General features: G+C 44.5%; 17 protein-coding genes, 2 tRNA genes and 3 rRNA genes. 3 read left to right on the top strand and 19 right to left on the bottom strand.

All coding sequences use genetic code 11. From position 1 onward, the window contains the following. Nucleotides 1-40: 40 nt before the first annotated feature. The 16 genes from G5B60_RS01225 to G5B60_RS01155 form a co-directional block, all read right to left on the bottom strand. Nucleotides 41-1,378: a PFL family protein gene (locus G5B60_RS01225; RefSeq protein ID WP_164682210.1), complete on the bottom strand. Its 1,338-nt coding sequence runs from the start codon at nucleotides 1,376-1,378 to the stop codon at nucleotides 41-43. Between the two features lie 11 nt (nucleotides 1,379-1,389). Next, on the bottom strand, nucleotides 1,390-1,656 hold the full coding sequence (locus G5B60_RS01220) for an ACT domain-containing protein (RefSeq protein WP_164684071.1): 267 nt from the start codon (nucleotides 1,654-1,656) through the stop codon (nucleotides 1,390-1,392). Between the two features lie 98 nt (nucleotides 1,657-1,754). Beyond that, the gene (locus G5B60_RS01215) at nucleotides 1,755-1,970 is read right to left on the bottom strand and encodes a hypothetical protein (RefSeq protein WP_164682209.1); all 216 of its coding nucleotides are present in this window, start codon (nucleotides 1,968-1,970) and stop codon (nucleotides 1,755-1,757) included. Nucleotides 1,971-2,124: 154 nt separating this feature from the next. After that, nucleotides 2,125-2,198, bottom strand: a tRNA-Asn gene (locus tag G5B60_RS01210). 5 nt (nucleotides 2,199-2,203) lie between these two features. Next, nucleotides 2,204-2,319 (bottom strand): 5S ribosomal RNA (rrf, locus tag G5B60_RS01205). Nucleotides 2,320-2,399: 80 nt separating this feature from the next. Beyond that, nucleotides 2,400-5,297: ribosomal RNA gene (locus G5B60_RS01200) — 23S ribosomal RNA — on the bottom strand. A gap of 114 nt (nucleotides 5,298-5,411) precedes the next feature. Then, nucleotides 5,412-5,484, bottom strand: a tRNA-Ala gene (locus G5B60_RS01195). Between the two features lie 53 nt (nucleotides 5,485-5,537). After that, a 16S ribosomal RNA gene (locus tag G5B60_RS01190) occupies nucleotides 5,538-7,086 on the bottom strand. The 16S, 23S and 5S rRNA genes sit together here with 2 tRNA genes alongside, the layout of an rRNA operon. Before the next feature lie 405 nt (nucleotides 7,087-7,491). After that, on the bottom strand, nucleotides 7,492-8,751 hold the full coding sequence (locus G5B60_RS01185; protein ID WP_164682208.1) for a glutamate-cysteine ligase family protein: 1,260 nt from the start codon (nucleotides 8,749-8,751) through the stop codon (nucleotides 7,492-7,494). A gap of 97 nt (nucleotides 8,752-8,848) precedes the next feature. Beyond that, nucleotides 8,849-10,144 carry an adenylosuccinate lyase gene (gene purB / locus G5B60_RS01180; RefSeq protein WP_164682207.1) on the bottom strand — a complete coding sequence of 432 codons (1,296 nt, stop codon included), beginning with the start codon at nucleotides 10,142-10,144 and terminating at the stop codon, nucleotides 8,849-8,851. 94 nt (nucleotides 10,145-10,238) lie between these two features. After that, nucleotides 10,239-10,691, bottom strand: coding sequence for an ATP-binding domain-containing protein (locus G5B60_RS11310; RefSeq protein WP_241154464.1), 453 nt, complete (start codon nucleotides 10,689-10,691; stop codon nucleotides 10,239-10,241). Nucleotides 10,692-10,701: 10 nt separating this feature from the next. Further along, nucleotides 10,702-12,951: an AAA family ATPase gene (locus G5B60_RS01175; protein ID WP_241154463.1), complete on the bottom strand. Its 2,250-nt coding sequence runs from the start codon at nucleotides 12,949-12,951 to the stop codon at nucleotides 10,702-10,704. 110 nt (nucleotides 12,952-13,061) lie between these two features. After that, nucleotides 13,062-14,132, bottom strand: coding sequence for a 5-(carboxyamino)imidazole ribonucleotide synthase (purK, locus tag G5B60_RS01170; RefSeq protein WP_164682206.1), 1,071 nt, complete (start codon nucleotides 14,130-14,132; stop codon nucleotides 13,062-13,064). Beyond that, nucleotides 14,119-14,607, bottom strand: coding sequence for a 5-(carboxyamino)imidazole ribonucleotide mutase (purE, locus tag G5B60_RS01165; RefSeq protein WP_164682205.1), 489 nt, complete (start codon nucleotides 14,605-14,607; stop codon nucleotides 14,119-14,121). The genes purK and purE overlap by 14 nt, the downstream gene beginning before the upstream one ends. Then, nucleotides 14,604-15,863, bottom strand: a complete 1,260-nt coding sequence (gene purD, locus G5B60_RS01160) for a phosphoribosylamine--glycine ligase (RefSeq protein WP_164682204.1) — start codon at nucleotides 15,861-15,863, stop codon at nucleotides 14,604-14,606. The genes purE and purD overlap by 4 nt, the downstream gene beginning before the upstream one ends. Before the next feature lie 164 nt (nucleotides 15,864-16,027). Next, the gene (locus G5B60_RS01155; RefSeq protein ID WP_115268068.1) at nucleotides 16,028-16,423 is read right to left on the bottom strand and encodes a single-stranded DNA-binding protein; all 396 of its coding nucleotides are present in this window, start codon (nucleotides 16,421-16,423) and stop codon (nucleotides 16,028-16,030) included. A 73-nt stretch (nucleotides 16,424-16,496) separates the two neighbouring features. Here G5B60_RS01155 and G5B60_RS01150 point away from each other — a divergent pair, with 73 nt between their 5' ends. Further along, a complete protein-coding gene (locus G5B60_RS01150) occupies nucleotides 16,497-17,210 on the top strand; it encodes a class I SAM-dependent methyltransferase (protein WP_164682203.1) in 714 nt (237 codons plus the stop codon). Between the two features lie 27 nt (nucleotides 17,211-17,237). Here G5B60_RS01150 and ytpR read toward each other — a convergent pair whose 3' ends face one another. Continuing rightward, nucleotides 17,238-17,867 (bottom strand): YtpR family tRNA-binding protein, encoded by a 630-nt coding sequence (gene ytpR / locus G5B60_RS01145; RefSeq protein ID WP_164682202.1) that lies wholly within the window; start codon nucleotides 17,865-17,867, stop codon nucleotides 17,238-17,240. After that, on the bottom strand, nucleotides 17,864-18,196 hold the full coding sequence (locus G5B60_RS01140; RefSeq protein ID WP_164682201.1) for a thioredoxin family protein: 333 nt from the start codon (nucleotides 18,194-18,196) through the stop codon (nucleotides 17,864-17,866). The genes ytpR and G5B60_RS01140 overlap by 4 nt, the downstream gene beginning before the upstream one ends. A gap of 106 nt (nucleotides 18,197-18,302) precedes the next feature. Here G5B60_RS01140 and pepA point away from each other — a divergent pair, with 106 nt between their 5' ends. Both pepA and proC read left to right on the top strand, forming a co-directional pair. Next, the gene (pepA, locus tag G5B60_RS01135; protein WP_164682200.1) at nucleotides 18,303-19,370 is read left to right on the top strand and encodes a glutamyl aminopeptidase; all 1,068 of its coding nucleotides are present in this window, start codon (nucleotides 18,303-18,305) and stop codon (nucleotides 19,368-19,370) included. An 8-nt stretch (nucleotides 19,371-19,378) separates the two neighbouring features. Next, entirely contained in the window at nucleotides 19,379-20,149 is a 771-nt protein-coding gene (proC, locus tag G5B60_RS01130) for a pyrroline-5-carboxylate reductase (protein ID WP_164682199.1), read from the top strand. 19 nt (nucleotides 20,150-20,168) lie between these two features. Here the strand turns inward: proC and G5B60_RS01125 are convergent, their stop codons facing one another. Further along, nucleotides 20,169-20,357: a hypothetical protein gene (locus G5B60_RS01125; RefSeq protein WP_164682198.1), complete on the bottom strand. Its 189-nt coding sequence runs from the start codon at nucleotides 20,355-20,357 to the stop codon at nucleotides 20,169-20,171. Nucleotides 20,358-20,370 lie beyond the last annotated feature (13 nt).

Below are 20,370 nucleotides of genomic sequence, written 5' to 3'. Positions count from 1 at the left end.
ACCAAAGACTAAAAAAACTCCAGACCAGCTGGAGTAGGAGTTAGTTTTTAAAACTGTGAATCGGCGCTGGAATCTGTCCACCACGAGCGATAAAGGCCGCCGAAGAATTTTTATTGACAGACATGACTGGTGCAGTCCCAAGCAAACCACCAAACTCAATCATATCGCCTTCTTGACCTTTTGGAATAATGCGCACAGCTGTTGTTTTTTGATTGATAACCCCAATTGCCGCCTCATCCGCAATCATAGCTGCAATCGTTTCTGCTGGCGTATCCTCTGGGATGGCAATCATATCAAGCCCAACCGAGCAGATAGCCGTCATAGCTTCGAGTTTTTCAAGATTGAGCGAACCTGACTGCACCGCAGCAATCATCCCCTCATCTTCAGAGACAGGGATGAAAGCACCAGACAAACCACCCACTTGATTACATGCCATAGCACCGCCTTTTTTGACTTGGTCATTTAAAAGCGCAAGCGCAGCAGTCGTTCCGTGCGTACCAACTGTTTCAAGTCCCATCTCTTCCAGCACACGAGCAACAGAGTCCCCAACAGCAGGTGTTGGTGCTAAAGATAAATCAACAATTCCAAACTTCACACCTAAACGCTCGCTTGCCATTTGACCAACCAACTGACCGATACGAGTGATTTTAAAGGCAGTTTTCTTAACGGTTTCAGCGACCACATCAAAGCTCTCACCACGGACTTTTTCTAAGGCACGCTTAACAACACCAGGTCCAGAAACACCAACATTGATGACCACATCCGCTTCACCGACGCCATGAAAAGCACCCGCCATAAAAGGATTGTCTTCAACCGCATTTGCAAAAACAACCAGCTTGGCAGGACCCATCTCAGACGCTTCTGAAGTTTCCTTGATGATACGCCCCATATCACGAACCGCCGTCATGTTAATACCTGACTTGGTCGATCCAATATTGACAGATGAACACACTTTTTCCGTCTCTGCCAAAGCACGAGGAATCGAATTGATCAAAATCTCATCGCCCTTTTGATAGCCTTTTTGCACCAAAGCTGAAAAGCCACCGATAAAGTCAACACCAATCTCATGCGCTGCCTTATCCAAAGCCTTCGCAATCGGCACATAATCCGTTGCATCCGTCGCTGCACCAATCAATGAAATTGGCGTCACAGATACACGCTTGTTAACAATCGGAATACCAAGTTCACTTGCAATCTCATCTCCTACCTCAACAAGCTTACTTGCTTTTGCAACAACCTTGTCATAAACCTTAGCTGCTACACGGTCAATATCAGTATCAATACAATCAAGAAGCGAAATCCCCATCGTAATCGTACGAATATCGAAATTCTGCTCCTCAATCATCTCTATTGTTTCTTGAACCTGCTTAATATCCATTGATTTTCTCCCTATACATTATGCATGGCATCAAAAATAGCCGAACTTTGAATATTGATCTTCACTTGAAGCTCTTCACCCAAATCTTCCAGCTGAGCTCGCAAATAAGAGAAATCCTTCTTCTCATCACTAGACACCACCGCCATCATTGTAAAATACTCATCCAAAATCGTTTGTGTAATGTCATCAATGTTTAAGCCTAATTCTGCCACTTTTGTTGAAACTGCCGCAACAATCCCTGACTTATCTTTACCAACAACTGTGATAATTGCTTTCATCATCTGCCTCCAAAAATCTTTTTGTTTAGTTTACCACAAATGACAAGAAATTACCACTATATCCGAACAAATTTCGCTCAAACCTCCAATTTGTATGGCTATTTCCGAAATTCTCTCTTCACCGCCCAGATATAATAACGATAGAAACATTCCTTATCCTCCAACAACTCTGGATATTGTTGCACCAATCGGTAGAACAACAACTTGCTCTCTCTCAGGATATCTTCTCTTCTTTCCTCATCACACCCCACCTGCAGTTGACAAATCAGCGGCTTAACAACCCAAAACAAATAATCAAAATCTAAAGTATTCATTACTAACTCCTTCGTTATATTTGATACATCTATTATAGCGTCTCCCCTAAAAAAAGAACATGACATTTTTGTCATGTTCTTTTTAACGAAAATAGTGTAGATACAGAAGTATAGTACAAAAAAAAGAGGTAAACACCTCTCATTTGTTTATCAACTCCGCCAGTAGGACTCGAACCTACGACATCATGATTAACAGTCATGCGCTACTACCAACTGAGCTATGGCGGATAAGAGCCAAGCGACTACCATATCTAACAGGGGGCAACCCCCAACTACATCAGGCGTTCTAGGGCTTAACTACTGTGTTCGGCATGGGAACAGGTGTATCTCCTAGGCTATCGTCACTTAACTATTGAATAGATCTCTTGTCTACTCAAAATTGAATAACTATCTAAACAAGTTAACCTTACGCTACTTCTTTATGACTCTTTGGATAAGTCCTCGAGCTATTAGTATTAGTCCGCTACATGTGTCACCACACTTACACTCCTAACCTATCTACCTGATCATCTCTCAGGGCTCTTACTGATATAAAATCATGGGAAATCTCATCTTGAGGTGGGCTTCACACTTAGATGCTTTCAGCGTTTATCCCTTCCCTACATAGCTACCCAGCGATGCCCTTGGCAGGACAACTGGTACACCAGCGGTAAGTCCACTCTGGTCCTCTCGTACTAGGAGCAGATCCTCTCAAATTTCCTACGCCCGCGACGGATAGGGACCGAACTGTCTCACGACGTTCTGAACCCAGCTCGCGTGCCGCTTTAATGGGCGAACAGCCCAACCCTTGGGACCGACTACAGCCCCAGGATGCGACGAGCCGACATCGAGGTGCCAAACCTCCCCGTCGATGTGAACTCTTGGGGGAGATAAGCCTGTTATCCCCAGGGTAGCTTTTATCCGTTGAGCGATGGCCCTTCCATACGGAACCACCGGATCACTAAGCCCGACTTTCGTCCCTGCTCGAGTTGTAGCTCTCGCAGTCAAGCTCCCTTATACCTTTACACTCTGCGAATGATTTCCAACCATTCTGAGGGAACCTTTGGGCGCCTCCGTTACCTTTTAGGAGGCGACCGCCCCAGTCAAACTGCCCGTCAGACACTGTCTCCGATAGGGATAACCTATCTAGGTTAGAGTAGCCATAACACAAGGGTAGTATCCCAACAACGCCTCCATTGAGACTGGCGTCCCAATTTCATAGGCTCCTACCTATCCTGTACATGTGGTACAGATACTCAATATCAAACTGCAGTAAAGCTCCATGGGGTCTTTCCGTCCTGTCGCGGGTAACCTGCATCTTCACAGGTACTAAAATTTCACCGAGTCTCTCGTTGAGACAGTGCCCAAATCATTACGCCTTTCGTGCGGGTCGGAACTTACCCGACAAGGAATTTCGCTACCTTAGGACCGTTATAGTTACGGCCGCCGTTTACTGGGGCTTCAATTCAGATCTTCGCTAAAAGCTAAACCCTCCTCTTAACCTTCCAGCACCGGGCAGGCGTCACCCCCTATACATCATCTTACGATTTAGCAGAGAGCTGTGTTTTTGATAAACAGTTGCTTGGGCCTATTCACTGCGGCTGACTTAAAGCCAGCGCCCCTTCTCCCGAAGTTACGGGGCCATTTTGCCGAGTTCCTTAACGAGAGTTCTCTCGCTCACCTGAGGCTACTCGCCTCGACTACCTGTGTCGGTTTGCGGTACGGGTAGTGTATGATTAACGCTAGAAGCTTTTCTTGGCAGTGTGACATCACTCACTTCGCTACTAAACTTCGCTCCCCATCACAGCTTGGTGTTATAGATATAAGCATTTGACTCATATCACACCTCACTGCTTAGCCCAGCACTTCCAATCGCTGGGACAAGTTAGCCTACTGCGTCCCTCCATCACTTCATACACTAGTACAGGAATATCAACCTGTTGGCCATCGGATACACCTTTCGGTCTCTCCTTAGGTCCCGACTAACCCAGGGCGGACGAGCCTTCCCCTGGAAACCTTAGTCTTACGGTGGATGGGATTCTCACCCATCTTTCGCTACTCATACCGGCATTCTCACTTCTATGCGTTCCAGCGCTCCTCACGGTACACCTTCAACACACATAGAACGCTCTCCTACCATCCCCTAAGGGATCCACAGCTTCGGTAAATTGTTTTAGCCCCGGTACATTTTCGGCGCAGGGTCACTCGACTAGTGAGCTATTACGCACTCTTTGAATGAATAGCTGCTTCTAAGCTAACATCCTAGTTGTCTGTGCAACCCCACATCCTTTTCCACTTAACAATTATTTTGGGACCTTAGCTGGTGGTCTGGGCTGTTTCCCTTTCGACTACGGATCTTAGCACTCGCAGTCTGACTGCCGATTATATCTCATTGGCATTCGGAGTTTATCTGAGATTGGTAATCCGGGATGGACCCCTCACCCAAACAGTGCTCTACCTCCAAGAGACTTAACATCGACGCTAGCCCTAAAGCTATTTCGGAGAGAACCAGCTATCTCCAAGTTCGTTTGGAATTTCTCCGCTACCCACAAGTCATCCAAGCACTTTTCAACGTGCCCTGGTTCGGGCCTCCAGTGAGTTTTACCTCACCTTCACCCTGCTCATGGGTAGGTCACATGGTTTCGGGTCTACGACATGATACTAAGTCGCCCTATTAAGACTCGGTTTCCCTACGGCTCCGTCTCTTCAACTTAACCTCGCATCATATCGTAACTCGCCGGTTCATTCTACAAAAGGCACGCTCTCACCCATTAACGGGCTCGAACTTGTTGTAGGCACACGGTTTCAGGTTCTATTTCACTCCCCTTCCGGGGTACTTTTCACCTTTCCCTCACGGTACTGGTTCACTATCGGTCACTAGAGAGTATTTAGGGTTAGGAGATGGTCCTCCCAGATTCCGACGGGATTTCTCGTGTCCCGCCGTACTCAGGATACTGCTAGGTATAATCACTATTTCGACTACGAGGCTTTTACTCTCTTTGGCTCATCTTTCCAGATGACTCGTCTATAATCATTAAGTCCACATTGCAGTCCTACAACCCCAAAGAGTAAACTCTTTGGTTTGCCCTCTTACCGTTTCGCTCGCCGCTACTAAGGCAATCGCTTTTGCTTTCTCTTCCTGCAGCTACTTAGATGTTTCAGTTCACTGCGTCTTCCCTCCTACACCTTAACAGTGTAGGATACTAACCATTAGTTAGTGGGTTCCCCCATTCGGACATCCCTGGATCAGCGCTTACTTACAGCTCCCCAAAGCATTTCGTCGTTAGTCACGTCCTTCATCGGCTTCTAGTGCCAAGGCATCCACCGTGCGCCCTTATTAACTTAACCTTATTTGGTCTATTGACCTTAAACTCATTAAATCACAGCGTTTCGGTTTATTTTCTTGTTGCTATTTGATAGTTATTCAATTTTCAATGGACAATCTAGAATCTTACGATTCTATGGAGCCTAGCGGGATCGAACCGCTGACCTCCTGCGTGCAAAGCAGGCGCTCTCCCAGCTGAGCTAAGGCCCCACAAGACCTCTCAAAACTAAACAAGACAATGTACAGTTCCGTTTTTTCCTTAGAAAGGAGGTGATCCAGCCGCACCTTCCGATACGGCTACCTTGTTACGACTTCACCCCAATCATCTATCCCACCTTAGGCGGCTGGCTCCTAAAAGGTTACCTCACCGACTTCGGGTGTTACAAACTCTCGTGGTGTGACGGGCGGTGTGTACAAGGCCCGGGAACGTATTCACCGCGGCGTGCTGATCCGCGATTACTAGCGATTCCGACTTCATGTAGGCGAGTTGCAGCCTACAATCCGAACTGAGACTGGCTTTAAGAGATTAGCTTGCCGTCACCGACTTGCGACTCGTTGTACCAGCCATTGTAGCACGTGTGTAGCCCAGGTCATAAGGGGCATGATGATTTGACGTCATCCCCACCTTCCTCCGGTTTATTACCGGCAGTCTCGCTAGAGTGCCCAACTGAATGATGGCAACTAACAATAAGGGTTGCGCTCGTTGCGGGACTTAACCCAACATCTCACGACACGAGCTGACGACAACCATGCACCACCTGTCACCGGTGTGCCGAAGCAAAATCCTATCTCTAGGACGGGCACCGGGATGTCAAGACCTGGTAAGGTTCTTCGCGTTGCTTCGAATTAAACCACATGCTCCACCGCTTGTGCGGGCCCCCGTCAATTCCTTTGAGTTTCAACCTTGCGGTCGTACTCCCCAGGCGGAGTGCTTAATGCGTTAGCTGCGGCACTGAGTCCCGGAAAGGACCCAACACCTAGCACTCATCGTTTACGGCGTGGACTACCAGGGTATCTAATCCTGTTTGCTCCCCACGCTTTCGAGCCTCAGCGTCAGTTACAGACCAGAGAGCCGCTTTCGCCACCGGTGTTCCTCCATATATCTACGCATTTCACCGCTACACATGGAATTCCACTCTCCCCTTCTGCACTCAAGTCTCACAGTTTCCAAAGCGTACAATGGTTAAGCCACTGCCTTTAACTTCAGACTTATGAAACCGCCTGCGCTCGCTTTACGCCCAATAAATCCGGACAACGCTCGGGACCTACGTATTACCGCGGCTGCTGGCACGTAGTTAGCCGTCCCTTTCTGGTAAGATACCGTCACGACATGGATTTTCCACTCCCACATCCGTTCTTCTCTTACAACAGAGCTTTACGATCCGAAAACCTTCTTCACTCACGCGGCGTTGCTCGGTCAGGGTTGCCCCCATTGCCGAAGATTCCCTACTGCTGCCTCCCGTAGGAGTCTGGGCCGTGTCTCAGTCCCAGTGTGGCCGATCACCCTCTCAGGTCGGCTATGTATCGTCGCCTTGGTAAGCCGTTACCTTACCAACTAGCTAATACAACGCAGGTCCATCTGATAGTGGAGCAATTGCCCCTTTTAAACTAATAACATGTGTTATTACCTCTTATGCGGTATTAGCTATCGTTTCCAATAGTTATCCCCCGCTATCAGGCAGGTTACCTACGCGTTACTCACCCGTTCGCAACTCATCCAGAAGAAGCAAGCTTCTCCCTTCAGCGTTCTACTTGCATGTATTAGGCACGCCGCCAGCGTTCGTCCTGAGCCAGGATCAAACTCTCATTTAAATCATGATTTGTTTGAGTCTTCACTCATTCTGTTCTCTGACAGATTTATTTTTGACTTCTTTAAGAAGCCCTGCACATCGTCTTGTTCAGTTCTCAAAGGTCTTTGTCTCTCAAGAGACAACTTCTATATTCTATCAAACTTTTAATAGCTTGTCAACACTTTTTTTGAAGTTTTTTCAACCTCTCGTGTTAACGTCCTCTCGTTTGACAGCTATATTAGTTTATCAAACTTCATCTACACTGTCAATAACTTTTTTGAAAAAGTTTTTCAAGTCTTTATGTTAACAGTGCTCTCGTTTGACAGCTATATTAGTTTATCAAACTTGACTGACACTGTCAACATGTTTTTTAATTTTTCTTTAAAAAAGAAAGCTAAGTCTAGCTTTCTTTCTCATATCGTAGTTTTTAGAGGTCTTTGAGATAACTTTCTTCACCGTAGCCTCGTGATTGTAATCCTTCTTCTGCAAGCTTTACTAGGTGGCTGCAAATGACGTCTAATTCTTTTTCATCGTCTGTAGGAAGGGTTGTTTTTGCAAAAAGACGTCGCATTTTTCTATAATCATGATGGTATTTTTCATATAAGGGAAGATTATCCAAATAATCGCCTAGTTTTTCAAGGTTATTAAATAAGCCAAGATGAAAGGCAACGGGGGCAAAGTTTTTATCTAGGGCTTGCGTGCAGGTGCTTCGGAACTCAACGGTGCCCCTTGTTGTCACATCTTCGTAGTTATAGCTCCGATGATAAACAAAATCCTCCTCTTTAGGTTTTATGTTGATAGTATTACCCTCTAAATCATAGGCTTTTATGGTATCTTTTTCAAGATAATCTTTGGCTCTAATAGGAGAAAAATAGAGCAGTTTGCCCTCTCGCATGGTGGTAAAAAGACTAGTTTGGTCAAGATAATTTATCAAATCATCAATCCCTGTCAAAGTATGGTCATAAAGCCCGCTATTTTGGAGATGTTTGCCATGCATGGACTCTTCCCAAAAAATGTCCCGTGACAGACGTGTATCCCAATTGCTATCCCAAAAGGTAGAATTAGCAAATAAGTAAGCTTTTATCGGCTCTAGCTGGTTGAAGCGGTTAAGCACTGGGATGAGGTTTTTCTCTGAAATGTCAAGTTGCACTTGATTGCCACAAATAAAAGCGCCATAGTCTGGATAAGCGTGAAAGGCACCCGCCTGCTCTTTTTGTGATAAAGCCAGATAAGCTAGCAACATCTGATAACGTGGCAAGGCAACTGGGCGATTGTCATTGATTTTCCAGTGGGGGTGAACGCCCCAGCCTTGCAACTCGTGATGGTGCTTACGGAGATAGGGCTGGATAAGCTCCAGATAGCGATTAAAGCACTGGTCGATTTCTTGGATAGTCAATGCTTTTTCAAAAGCGAACTCTAGGATATTATAAGACACTTCAAAAAGGATAGCATCTCCAGAAGCGGGCTCTTTGACCTGAACATGGGCGCCGTCTGCGTCTTTTTGCACGGATTGAAAGCCGCATTCCTCTACTAAGTAGGCTAGCAGCGCCTTTGAGACGGCAATATCTGTCGCAGCACCCAGTGTATTGACAATAGGAAATTCAAACTCGACTCCTATATAGGCTTTGGGATTGGTTTTAATCGGCTTGATATAGCGATTGTATAGCAATTCCTTTGAACGTGTCATGGTAACCTCTCACTTTTTCTTTTTAACATTATACCATACTTTTCTTTATTATCAGAATATTTCGATAGCAAAAAAGCGCTACTGCGCTTTTTTATTTTTAATCTAAACCAATGCGTTTGAAAACTTCATCAACACGTTTGGCGTAGTAGCTTGGGTTGAAGAGTTCGTCAATTTCGTCTTGGGTCAGACGGCTAGTTACTTTTTCATCAGCTTCTAGCAGTGGCTTGAAGTCCACTTGATTGTCCCAAGAGTAAGCTGTTTTTGGCTGCACGAGGTCATAAGCTTCCTCACGAGTCATGCCTTTTTCAATCAGGGTCAACATGACACGCTGGCTGTAAATCAAGCCGAAAGTAGACTGCATGTTGCGCAGCATATTTTCAGGAAATACTGTGAGATTTTTCACGATATTTCCAAAACGGTTGAGCATGTAGTCGATGAGAATGGTCGTATCTGGTGCGATGATACGCTCAGCAGATGAGTGAGAGATGTCACGTTCGTGCCAGAGGGCAACGTTTTCGTAAGCTGTCACCATGTGACCACGGATGACACGTGCAAGACCTGTCATGTTTTCAGATCCAATTGGGTTGCGCTTGTGTGGCATAGCTGAGCTACCTTTTTGCCCTTTAGCGAAAAATTCCTCCACTTCACGCTGCTCAGACTTTTGCAGACCACGGATTTCAGTCGCCATACGCTCAATTGAGGTTGCAATCAAGGCAAGCGTTGCAAAATATTCAGCATGGAGGTCACGTGGCAAGACCTGCGTTGAAATTTCCTGCGGACGAATGCCTAGCTTGTCGCAGACGTATTTTTCCACAAAAGGTGGGATATTAGCAAAGTTACCAACGGCACCAGAAATCTTACCAGCCTCAACACCCGCTGCTGCACGCTCGAAACGCTCGATGTTGCGCTTCATCTCGCTGTACCAAGTGGCAAGCTTGAGCCCAAAAGTCGTTGGCTCTGCGTGAACCCCGTGGGTACGTCCCATCATGATGGTGTGCTTGTGCTCACGTGCCTTGTCCGCCACAATCTCAGTAAAGCGCTTCAAATCTTCACGGATGATATCGTTGGCTTGCTTGTAAAGGTAGCCGTAAGCTGTGTCCACCACGTCAGTTGAGGTCAAGCCGTAGTGCACCCACTTGCGCTCTTGACCGAGGCTCTCAGACACGGCACGAGTGAATGCCACCACGTCATGGCGTGTTTCTTGCTCGATTTCTAAAATGCGGTCGATGTCAAAGGTCGCCTTCTCACGAATCAGCGCCACATCTTCCTTGGGAATCTCACCCAGCTCAGCCCATGCCTCATCAGCTAGAATCTCTACCTCTAACCATGCACGGTACTTGTTTTCTTCACTCCAAATGTTCGCCATCTCAGGGCGTGAATAACGTTCGATCATTTTGTTTTGCTCCTTATTAAATTTTTGGATTTTGTTCCACTCTTTCACTGTTAGTTCTAATACCCTTAAGTAGAGTTATCATATTCAGCAAATATCATTTTAAGAAAATTTTAATCAGGTTTCCATCTTTTGAATTATCTCGCTTCTTTATATTATCTAAGATACGTTTTTCTGTCTCAGGCGACCAATAAATATTTAATTGTTCCTTTGCTCTAGTGACCGCTGTATAAAAAATACTGTGTGTTATATTCTCTTCAATTTCATTAGCAATAATAACTTTTACTGACTTATATTCTAAACCTTGCGCTTTATGAATCGATGAAGCATATGCAACTTGAAACGGCACAATTGTGTCAAAGTCACTCGAATCATAATCCGTACTTCTATACTTTTTCACAGAAAAACGAATTATACTATGCCCCTCTGGGGTACTACTGATAAGACACACATCAGGATAACTAGATAAATCAAAGGAAGTAAGCACTAACTCTTGTAATACTATATCAAAAACAATAAAATTGTCCTCAACTTTAATACTATGAATCACTCCTTTAACGTTATTGTATATTTAGAGGAAAGAACCTAGGTGTATCAATAAACAAAATTGGGTCTCCAACCTTGTATTCTGCAGTACCCCATATAACGCTCTTAGAAGGATTTTGAGCCTGCATGAAAGCATTTATATTGTTTATCCCATACAATCCGCCATAGTTCAAACATAAAATTATCTCATCTTTATTGAATGAGGAAAATAGATTTGCATCCAACGCTCTAGAAAAGTTACTCTTCGAAAGATGCTCTAAAATATCCTTTTCATTATTTCTAATTTTATTCCATACGGTTAACAGTTCCTTTTTGTTAGTTCTGTATGTAGTAGACAATTCATATTTACTATCTTTTATATAATATTGTATAACATCAAACCAATTACCAAATCGTATAGACTCAATTTGATAAGTATCCCCTACAACAATCAACAGCTCAAAATTAATACTATCTAGTATTTTTCTGAAATCAGCATTACTAATTGTACTACTCTCATCAACTATAAGTAAATCACATTCTAAACTTCTACATTTAGCTTTAGCAACTGTACTAAACTCTGAATTTTGTATATTAATTTTCCTTCTCAAATTATCTACAGCAGTGTTTGTGTTAGCTAAAAATAATTTATTTTTATCCGAAAAGTAATCAGAGATATAATTTATTAAAGTCGATTTTCCTGTTCCAGCAGCACCATATATCATTGCTACTTTAGACTTAGCAAACATATTCACTAAACAATCAATCTTAATTTCATCATCAATAATTTCTACTTTTTTCTCCAACCATGATTGAACAGAATAAGAATAACCTTCAACTCCAGAATTTGTGAGACTTTGCATTTTTTTAACTATATATACAACATCATCTTTATATCCCTCAATAAACACATGCCCTTTTTCGAGACATAGACGTCTATGTTGGTGTTTATGGTATAATTTAGAGTTATAAAGTTGTATTAATTCAGGAATATTTTCAAAATTATCAATTTCTTTTACAGATGTGAAAAGCTGTCCTCTTATTTCCGAATTATTCTTAATATATCTAGCAAATAATTCATATTCTCTCCCTTCTGAAGGTATACACATAAGAAGATTTGATAGTCTAGGATTATGTTTTTTGAGACTTGAATCAAAAGGCATCCTATCAAAAGGAACACACTTCCAATCTAATCTCAAATTAGATAATTTAGGGTTTCCTCCTTCTAGATACTTTTCAGGAACATACTGTGACTTGAGAACCTTGTTATTCATGCAAAATAATAAATATCTTATAACCCTAGAACCATCTAAGTTGTTTTGTATTAATTCTCTAGCTGTATCTAAAATTAAAAATAACCTAGACTGCTTACTCTCTGCTAAGATTAGCTTTTTTACAGATTTATATAAACTATCATCAAGTTCAACAATAGTTAGCAAATTCATTCTATATTTCTGAACAAATTCCATCAATTTTTTATATTCTTGGTAAGACGTCTGAATATCTGGAAAATCTAGCTTCAATATATCCCTCATTTTATTAAACTCACACGGTCTAATTGAAACTTTCCAGTTATCTATAATAAGAATCGGCATTATTTTTCCAAAGATATTAATTTTCACCTTTTTTATCCATAGTAGGGTTGCATAATTGGTTAAAATTGGTTTATCCGTGAAGGCAATCATTCTATCAAATTTGGATGAGTAATCATTAGCAGCAAAATAAGTTACTTCATAATATTTACAATCATTTACAAAAAATGGCTTTACTTTATAAATATAATACCTATCACTATATGACACTCTTTCAAAATTAGTATATGGATTATCTATCGCTTCAGAAATTACTTCATAATACTCAGTTAATTGTGAATCTTGATAACGAGGAAAATCTTCTAAATTAGATAGAACATCAAATCCTAAATATCTTTTTAAATAGTTCCTAATGTCCAATAAATAACTATAGTATTTTAACATTAACCTTTCTGAATTATCTTCATCTAGTGTATAGTGAGAAACTGAAATTTGTAGCAACTCATGAAATTCTCTTATAAATACATATTTAGAATGTCGAAATACATGTTTTATTCCAAGCTGTATATTACTGTAGTTCAATTCAATTTCTGCGTTGTTGTCTACACAATACAATTTCACAGAAATATATTCTACAAAATTTCTTAATTGAGATAGTATATTTTGAGATAGAAATCCTCGTTCTTTAATCTGTTCAATATTTCTACATAAATTTTTATCTATATCCAAAATTGCTTCATCTATGTTTTTCACTTAATTCTCCCTAATTTATAAAGAAATCAGATTTATATCAGAGGTAGTTCTAAAATCTGAAAAACAAAAACCACTGGCTAAATTTGAAAGCTAACACATTTGATTACTGATTAATCCTCCCAACACACGATATTTTCTTCTAGAACCGTCACATGCCCCATTTTGCGGTTGTGTTTAGCTTCCGCCTTGCCGTAGAGGTGGAGGTGGGCAGAGGGGTGGGCGTGGACAAAGTTTTGGGCTTTCTCGACATGCTGACCGAGGACATTGAGCATGACGGCTGGGGCGTGGAGGTGAATAGCAGGAAGCGTCTCTCCCAGAACACCTAGGATATGGGTGTCAAACTGCGAAAAGTCGCAAGCTTCAATGCTGTAGTGCCCAGAGTTGTGCGGGCGTGGCGCAATTTCGTTGACGAGGATATCGCCTGCTGTCGCAAACATCTCAACGCAAAGCGTACCTGATAAGTGCAGCTGCTCAGCGATTTTTATCGCCATTTGCTTGGCTTTTTCTGCTAAGTCCTCTGAAATGCGGGCTGGTACGATGGTTTTTGAGAGGATATTGTTGCGGTGGATATTTTCCTGCACGGGAAAGACGGTTACGTCATGCCCGTTACCAGAGACGATGACAGAAATTTCAAGGTCAAAGTCGACAAACTCTTCTAGCACGCAGTCGGCTTGGTCTGCCAAGTCACGAGCTACCTGCAAGTCCTCTTGACTACGAATGACCACCTGACCATGTCCATCATAACCACCAGTGGCTGTTTTGAGGACGTAGTTTTTGGAGAGGTCAATGTCGTCCAAGTCTTTTGCAGACTTGATGACCTTGTAAGGGGCAACTTTCACCCCTGCTTGATTGGCAAGAAAGTCTTTTTCAAAAATGCGATTTTGCGAGATACGTAGAAGATCCGTGCCCTGCGGCAGTTGACCAGGCTTGATGACCTGTTCCAGACCGTCCGCGTCCACATTTTCAAACTCGTAGGTCAGCACATCGCAACGCTCTGCCAGCTCACGAAGAGCTGCCACATCGTCATAGGGAGCGACGATAACCTCGCTGACACGAGAGGCAGGACAGTCCGCAGCAGGGTCAAGAGTGATGACCTTATGACCCATGTAAATGGCAGAAATCGCCATCATCTGCCCCAGCTGACCGCCGCCAATAATGCCAATGGTCTTAGATGAGTTCATCGGTTGACGCCTCCGCAATCTTTCCTTGTTCCTCTGCAAAGTCTGCCAGCTGCTGCGCAAGGTCTGCGTCCTCAATAGCGAGGATACGTAAAGCCGTCAGAGCTGCGTTGGTGGCACCAGCTTCGCCGATTGCCATGGTGGCAACAGGCACACCGCCTGGCATTTGCACAATAGAGTAGAGCGAGTCAAGGCCACTCAGGGCACGAGACTTGACGGGCACACCGATTACCGGCAGAGTGGTCTTGGCTGCGACCATACCTGGTAGGTGGGCTGCACCGCCTGCGCCTGCGATGATGACCTTGATGCCTCTGCTACGTGCCTCTTCGGCATGGCGAAACATGAGGTCTGGCGTGCGGTGGGCAGAAACCACCTTTTTCTCATAAAGAACGCCGAATTGGTCTAGTACTTCGGCGGTTTTTTGCATGGTTGCCCAGTCGGACTTGCTCCCCATGATGATAGAAATGATTGCTGTCATAGTGCCTTGCTCCCGATATCTGATCTGTAAAATAGTCCTGTCGTTTCTTGCTCTTTTAGCTTAGCATAGATAACCTTTTGCGCTGTGGCAACGTCATCTGCTGTGGTGACCAGCATGTAGACACGTCCGCCGTTTGACAGCAGGTCTTTGCCATTTTCTGCCAACTTAGCGCCTGCATAGTAGGTCTTGATGTCACCTGTCGTCTTTTCTGGCAAGCGCACGCCTTTTTCATAAGCCAGCGGATAACCTTCGCTCGCTACAACCACACCTAAGGTCACACCCTCATCTGTCCAAGTGATGTCAGGTGTCTTTTGTTCCAAAATATCCGTGATATTCTGCGCAAAATCACTGGTCAAGCGTGGCAGGATAATCTGGGTCTCAGGGTCGCCAAAGCGCGAGTTGAACTCGATGACCTTGGGACCGTCCGCTGTCAAAATCAGCCCCGCATAGAGCACACCTAGATAAGGGCGCCCTTCTTTAATCATGCCCTCAAGCACAGGCTTGATGATGGTCTCAACAGACGTCTCAACGACAGACGGCGCCAAGTGTGACACAGGTGCGTAAGCGCCCATGCCACCTGTATTTGGTCCCTTATCACCGTCAAAGGCACGCTTGTGGTCCTGCGCTGTTGGCATGATGTAGAACTTATCGCCATTGACAAAGGCAAAGAGGGAGAACTCCTCACCGTCCAGAAACTCCTCGATGACCACGCGCGCACCGCTGTCGCCAAATTTATTGTCCAAAAGCATGTCGTGGGCAGCAACTACCGCTTCCTCCACCGTCATGGCAACGACCACACCCTTACCAAGCGCTAAGCCGTCGGCCTTGACCACGATAGGTGCACTTTCTTTTGCGATGTAGGCTTTTGCTGCTTCAAAGTCTGAGAAGGTCTCATAGCGTGCCGTTGGCACACCGTATTTTTTCATGATAGACTTGGCGAAGTCCTTGGACCACTCCAGCTCTGCTGCTGCTTTTTTAGGTCCAAAAGCCTTGAGCCCAGCAGCTTCAAAGTCGTCTACAATCCCTGCTGCCAAGGCGTCATCTGGACCGATAAAGGTCCAAGCAATGTCCTGCTCTTTGGCAAAAGCAATCAGTGCCGAATGTTCGGAAATTCCGATATCCACTAAATCCAGACCATCTAGCGTCATTCCGTCATTTCCCGGTGCGACAAAAACCTGACTCACCTCTTTTGAGTCCAACAGTTTTTTTGCAATAGCATGCTCACGTCCTCCTGAGCCAACAACTAAAAGTTTCACAACCTCACCCAAACGAACGCCTTAAAAGAGCCAATAAACGGATATTAGCAGCTCTTTTTAGGTTCATCCTTTCAAATAACGAATTTTACAAGATTATTATAACACATTTGTTCGTCTAAATCTATTGGAAATCAAAAGGCTGAGAAGAAATTCTCAGCCTTTTCTTAAAATGGTAGCTCCTCTTCTTCTAAGACGAGGTCAGCAAGGTCAGCGCCTGTGTTGTTTTCACGCATAGCACGCTGGGCACGACTCTCTAGAAGCTGGAAAGACGATGCCAAAACTTCTGTGATGTAGTGTTTTTTGCCGTCTTTTTCGTATTTTCGTGTTCTCAGCTCACCATCTACTGTGATGAGACTGCCTTTACTGCCATAGCTGGCTAGCGTCTCTGCTAAGCGCCCCCAAACAACGATATTGATAAAGTCAGCCTCTCGCTCACCGTCTTGGCGCTTAAAGCGACGGTTGACCGCCAAGGTCACACGAGTGACCGACTTGTCATTAGGTGTTTTGACCATTTCTGGCGTAGCTGTTAGACGTCCGATAAGAATTACTTTATTATACATAACTTACCTCCTCACCTTACTTATTCGTCAAAAAATGCTAAAATGAAATCACTTTTTGAAAAAGGAGAAAGCTATGAGCGTATCGATTGACCATTATAAAAAAATGCTGGCGCAACCTTGGGGTAAAATCCAGTACGAGTTGACCTTTTACCACCTGCGCCATATCACAAACAAAAAAGTCCTAGACTTTGGTGCAGGCTTTGGCTTGACCAGCCAACACCTCTCAAAGCACAATCAAGTCACAGCTGTCGAGCCTAACTGCGACTTGCTTTTTGCCGACTCTAATCAGACCTTTACCAAAATCGCAGGTAGCCTTGAGGTGCTCGAGACATTTCCTGATAAAAGCTTTGATATCATCCTCTGCCACAATGTCCTCGAGTACATCCCAAAGGAAGAGCACGCCGACTACCTCGCAGCGTTTGAGCGTCTCTTGACAGACGACGGGGAGCTATCGCTCATCAAGCACAACCTCACTGGCAAAGTCATGCAGGCGGTGGTATTTGAAAACAACACACAAAAAGCAAATGCTCTACTAGCAGGCGACACGGACTTTGATAGCCCTAGCTTCTCGCAGGGCAACAGCTACACTCTTGAAGAATTAGTCGCAAACACTCGTCTCAAACTACAGAGCTATCAAGGCATGCGCACCTTTTACTCTCTGCAACCAAACAACGTCAAAATGGAAAAAGATTGGCTGGAGCGAATGCTCGCTATTGAGATACAGGTCGCTGACCTCAAACCCTACAAAGACATCGCCTTTTTACAATACGTGACGCTAACAAAATAGACCGTTACCTAAGGTAACGGTCTATTTTTAACCTTGTGTCCAGTGTTTTTGGCTATCAAAAGCTTCGCTTACAGCGCTAGTCTCGTCTAGCTCGATGACACCACGTTTTTGAGGGGCGTTTGGTAGCGCCAACTCACGAGGACTGCACATCATACCAAAACTATCTTCTCCACGCAATTTTCCAGGGAAAATGAGGCTGCCATTTGGCATCATTGCACCTGGTAGAGCTACGATGGTTTTCAGACCGAGCTTAGCATTTGGTGCTCCAGCGACAATCTGCACTGTCTTATCCTCTGCGATTTTGACTTGGCAAATGTTGAGGTGGTCACTATCTGGGTGTGCTGTCATCTCGACAATCTCACCAACGACAAACTTAGGCGCATTGTCATTGACCAAACGCTCACTAAAGCCTTCAGCTTCAAGCTCTTGGTTAAGTCTAGCGACGTCTTCGTCTGTCAAAAAGACTTGCCCCGCACCGTCCAGTGTGATGAGACTTGAAGCGTCAAAAATATTCCACGCTACGGTTTCATTGCTGTCTTCTAAAAAGACACGTGCCACCTTTCCTCTGCGCTCAAAAGAGAGCTTTTGGTCTTTACTATCTGTGACAATCACCATCAGCACATCTCCGACGTGTGCTTTATTGTAGCTAAAAATCATGCCTGTGTTTTCCCTTCTAAATCGGCTAAAAATGCCGTAATCTCTGCTTTTGTTTTACGAGCTTTGCTTACAAATCGTCCGATTTCCTTGCCATCTTCTAAGACGATAAAACTTGGAATCCCATAAACGTCCCAAGTCTTTGCCAAATCAAGGAAATCATCCCTGTCAATGCGAAGAAAGGTAAAAGTTGAAAATTTCTCCTCAATCTCTGGCAAAGCGGGATAGATAAACTGACAATCTGGGCACCAATCTGCTGTGAAAAAGAGCACCAAACGCTCACTCTTTTCAATATGATCTGCAATGTCTTCATAAGATTTTGGACTAATCATGGCACATTCCTTTCTGTACTATCTGCTCTTGACAGGTCAATATGGACTATCGTTTTTTATTTTACCATAAAATAGTGTAAAATAGAATTATAGAATCGAGGTAATTATGACTGAACTTTTTGACAAAATCAAAGCCGTCACAGAATTGGACGGTATCGCAGGACATGAGCACAATGTCCGTAACTACATGCGTAAGCACATGACACCGCTGGTTGACAGCATTGAGACGGATGGTCTTGGTGGTATTTTCGGTATCAAAAAACATGCTGACGCTAACGCTCCTCGTATCATGGTCGCAGCACACATGGACGAGGTTGGCTTTATGGTTTCTAGCATCCAAGCGGACGGGACTTTTCGTGTCGTAGGGATTGGCGGCTGGAACCCGCTCGTTGTCAGCTCTCAGCGCTTCACCCTCTACACACGCACAGGTCAAGCCATCCCTATCATCTCAGGCTCTGTGCCTCCTCACTTCCTACGTGGGAAAAATGGCGGAGCTGCTCTTCCAAGTGTCTCTGACATTATCTTTGACGGAGGTTTTAGGGACAAGGCAGAAGCAGAGCAATTTGGCATCGCACCTGGGGACATCATCGTCCCAAAATCCGAAGCCATCCTCACTGCCAACCAAAAAAATGTCATCTCGAAAGCTTGGGACAACCGCTATGGCGTCTTGATGGTGCTTGAGCTGCTCGAGCAACTCAAAGACACACCGCTTGATAACACCCTCATCGCTGGCGCCAATGTCCAAGAAGAGGTCGGTTTACGTGGCGCACATGTCTCCACAACTAAGTTTGACCCTGAGCTTTTCTTTGCCGTTGACTGCTCACCTGCTGGTGATGTTTACGGTGACCAAGGGCATATCGGTGATGGCACTTTGATTCGTTTCTACGATCCAGGGCACATTCTTCTAAAAGACATGCGTGATTTTCTCTTAACCACCGCCGAAGAAGCAGGTATCAAGTACCAATACTACACTGGAAAGGGCGGTACAGACGCTGGTGCCGCTCACTTGCAAAACAGTGGTGTGCCGTCTACAACTATCGGTGTCTGCGCCCGCTACATTCACTCTCACCAAACCCTCTATGCTATGGATGACTTCTTAGAAGCGCAAGCCTTTTTACAAGCGCTCCTCAAAAAACTCGACCGTAGCACCGTTGATTTGCTGAAAGCCTACTAGGAGGACCTATGAAAATCGGATTTATCGGTGTCGGGAAAATGGCTAGCGCTATCATCAAGGGGCTAAAAACCACCCAGCATGAACTCATCATCTCAGGCTCGTCTCTAGAGCGCAGCAAGGAAATCGCAAATGAGCTCGACCTTGCCTACGCCAATTCGCACCAAGAACTCATCGACCAAGTGGATCTGGTCATTCTAGGTATCAAGCCGCAGCTCATGGAGACTGTGCTAACACCACTAACCGTCACAAAGCCTGTCCTCTCTATGGCAGCAGGTATCACCCTCTCACGGCTAGCGCAGCTGACCTCCAGCGAGCTTCCACTCATTCGTATCATGCCAAATATCAATGCCGCAATCCTAGCCAGCACGACCGCCATCTGCGCAAATGAGCTTGTCTCAGAGGAGCTATTCGCCACTTGCCAAGCCATTTGCAACAGTTTTGGGGAGACCTTTGCTATTACTGAAAAAGACTTTGATACCTTTACCGCTCTAGCAGGCTCAAGCCCAGCTTATATCTACCTTTTCATCGAAGCGCTAGCTAAGGCTGGGGTCAAGCACGGTCTCGCAAAAGACCAAGCCCTAGCTATTGTAACGCAGACTGTTTTAGCCAGTAGCAAGCACCTCCTAGAAGAAAATGAGCAACCTCACGCTCTTATTGATAAGATTTGTAGCCCAGGAGGGACAACCATTGCCGGACTACTTGACCTTGAAAAAACAGGGCTGACAGCCAGCGTCGTCTCAAGCATTGACGCTACTATCCAAAAAGCAAAAGAACTCTAAAAAAGCTAGAACATCTGCTCTAGCTTTTTGAAGTCTGAATAACATAATGATAAAAGACCGCTCCAGTTAGCCCTGCCACTAAACAGCCAATACCACGTGCTAACCAAACATTGTTAGCAACAAGTCCTTCAAAAACATTACAGAAAAAAGTACCTACAATTGCTGCTAAAACCAGCAAAACGAACCATTTTAAAACTGTTGTCATCATACATTTCTCCTTT

This window comes from Streptococcus hyointestinalis (genome assembly GCF_011039275.1).
In the GTDB taxonomy this organism is placed as follows: Bacteria; Bacillota; Bacilli; order Lactobacillales; family Streptococcaceae; genus Streptococcus; species Streptococcus hyointestinalis_A.
Note: the sequence above shows the minus strand (reverse complement) of the source record. Positions and strands in the feature narration are given on the sequence as shown.

Bases quoted from the DNA above. Each gene is read 5' to 3' on its own strand.
- purE (WP_164682205.1), bottom strand. From the start codon at position 14,607: ATGACAGCAATCATTTCTATCATCATGGGGAGCAAGTCCGACTGGGCA.
- G5B60_RS01155 (WP_115268068.1), bottom strand. From the start codon at position 16,423: ATGTATAATAAAGTAATTCTTATCGGACGTCTAACAGCTACGCCAGAA.
- purK (WP_164682206.1), bottom strand. From the start codon at position 14,132: ATGAACTCATCTAAGACCATTGGCATTATTGGCGGCGGTCAGCTGGGG.
- G5B60_RS01150 (WP_164682203.1), top strand. From the start codon at position 16,497: ATGAGCGTATCGATTGACCATTATAAAAAAATGCTGGCGCAACCTTGG.
- pepA (WP_164682200.1), top strand. From the start codon at position 18,303: ATGACTGAACTTTTTGACAAAATCAAAGCCGTCACAGAATTGGACGGT.
- G5B60_RS01185 (WP_164682208.1), bottom strand. From the start codon at position 8,751: ATGACACGTTCAAAGGAATTGCTATACAATCGCTATATCAAGCCGATT.
- G5B60_RS01220 (WP_164684071.1), bottom strand. From the start codon at position 1,656: ATGAAAGCAATTATCACAGTTGTTGGTAAAGATAAGTCAGGGATTGTT.
- G5B60_RS01125 (WP_164682198.1), bottom strand. From the start codon at position 20,357: ATGATGACAACAGTTTTAAAATGGTTCGTTTTGCTGGTTTTAGCAGCA.
- proC (WP_164682199.1), top strand. From the start codon at position 19,379: ATGAAAATCGGATTTATCGGTGTCGGGAAAATGGCTAGCGCTATCATC.
- ytpR (WP_164682202.1), bottom strand. From the start codon at position 17,867: ATGATTTTTAGCTACAATAAAGCACACGTCGGAGATGTGCTGATGGTG.
- G5B60_RS01215 (WP_164682209.1), bottom strand. From the start codon at position 1,970: ATGAATACTTTAGATTTTGATTATTTGTTTTGGGTTGTTAAGCCGCTG.
- G5B60_RS01225 (WP_164682210.1), bottom strand. From the start codon at position 1,378: ATGGATATTAAGCAGGTTCAAGAAACAATAGAGATGATTGAGGAGCAG.
- G5B60_RS01140 (WP_164682201.1), bottom strand. From the start codon at position 18,196: ATGATTAGTCCAAAATCTTATGAAGACATTGCAGATCATATTGAAAAG.
- purB (WP_164682207.1), bottom strand. From the start codon at position 10,144: ATGATCGAACGTTATTCACGCCCTGAGATGGCGAACATTTGGAGTGAA.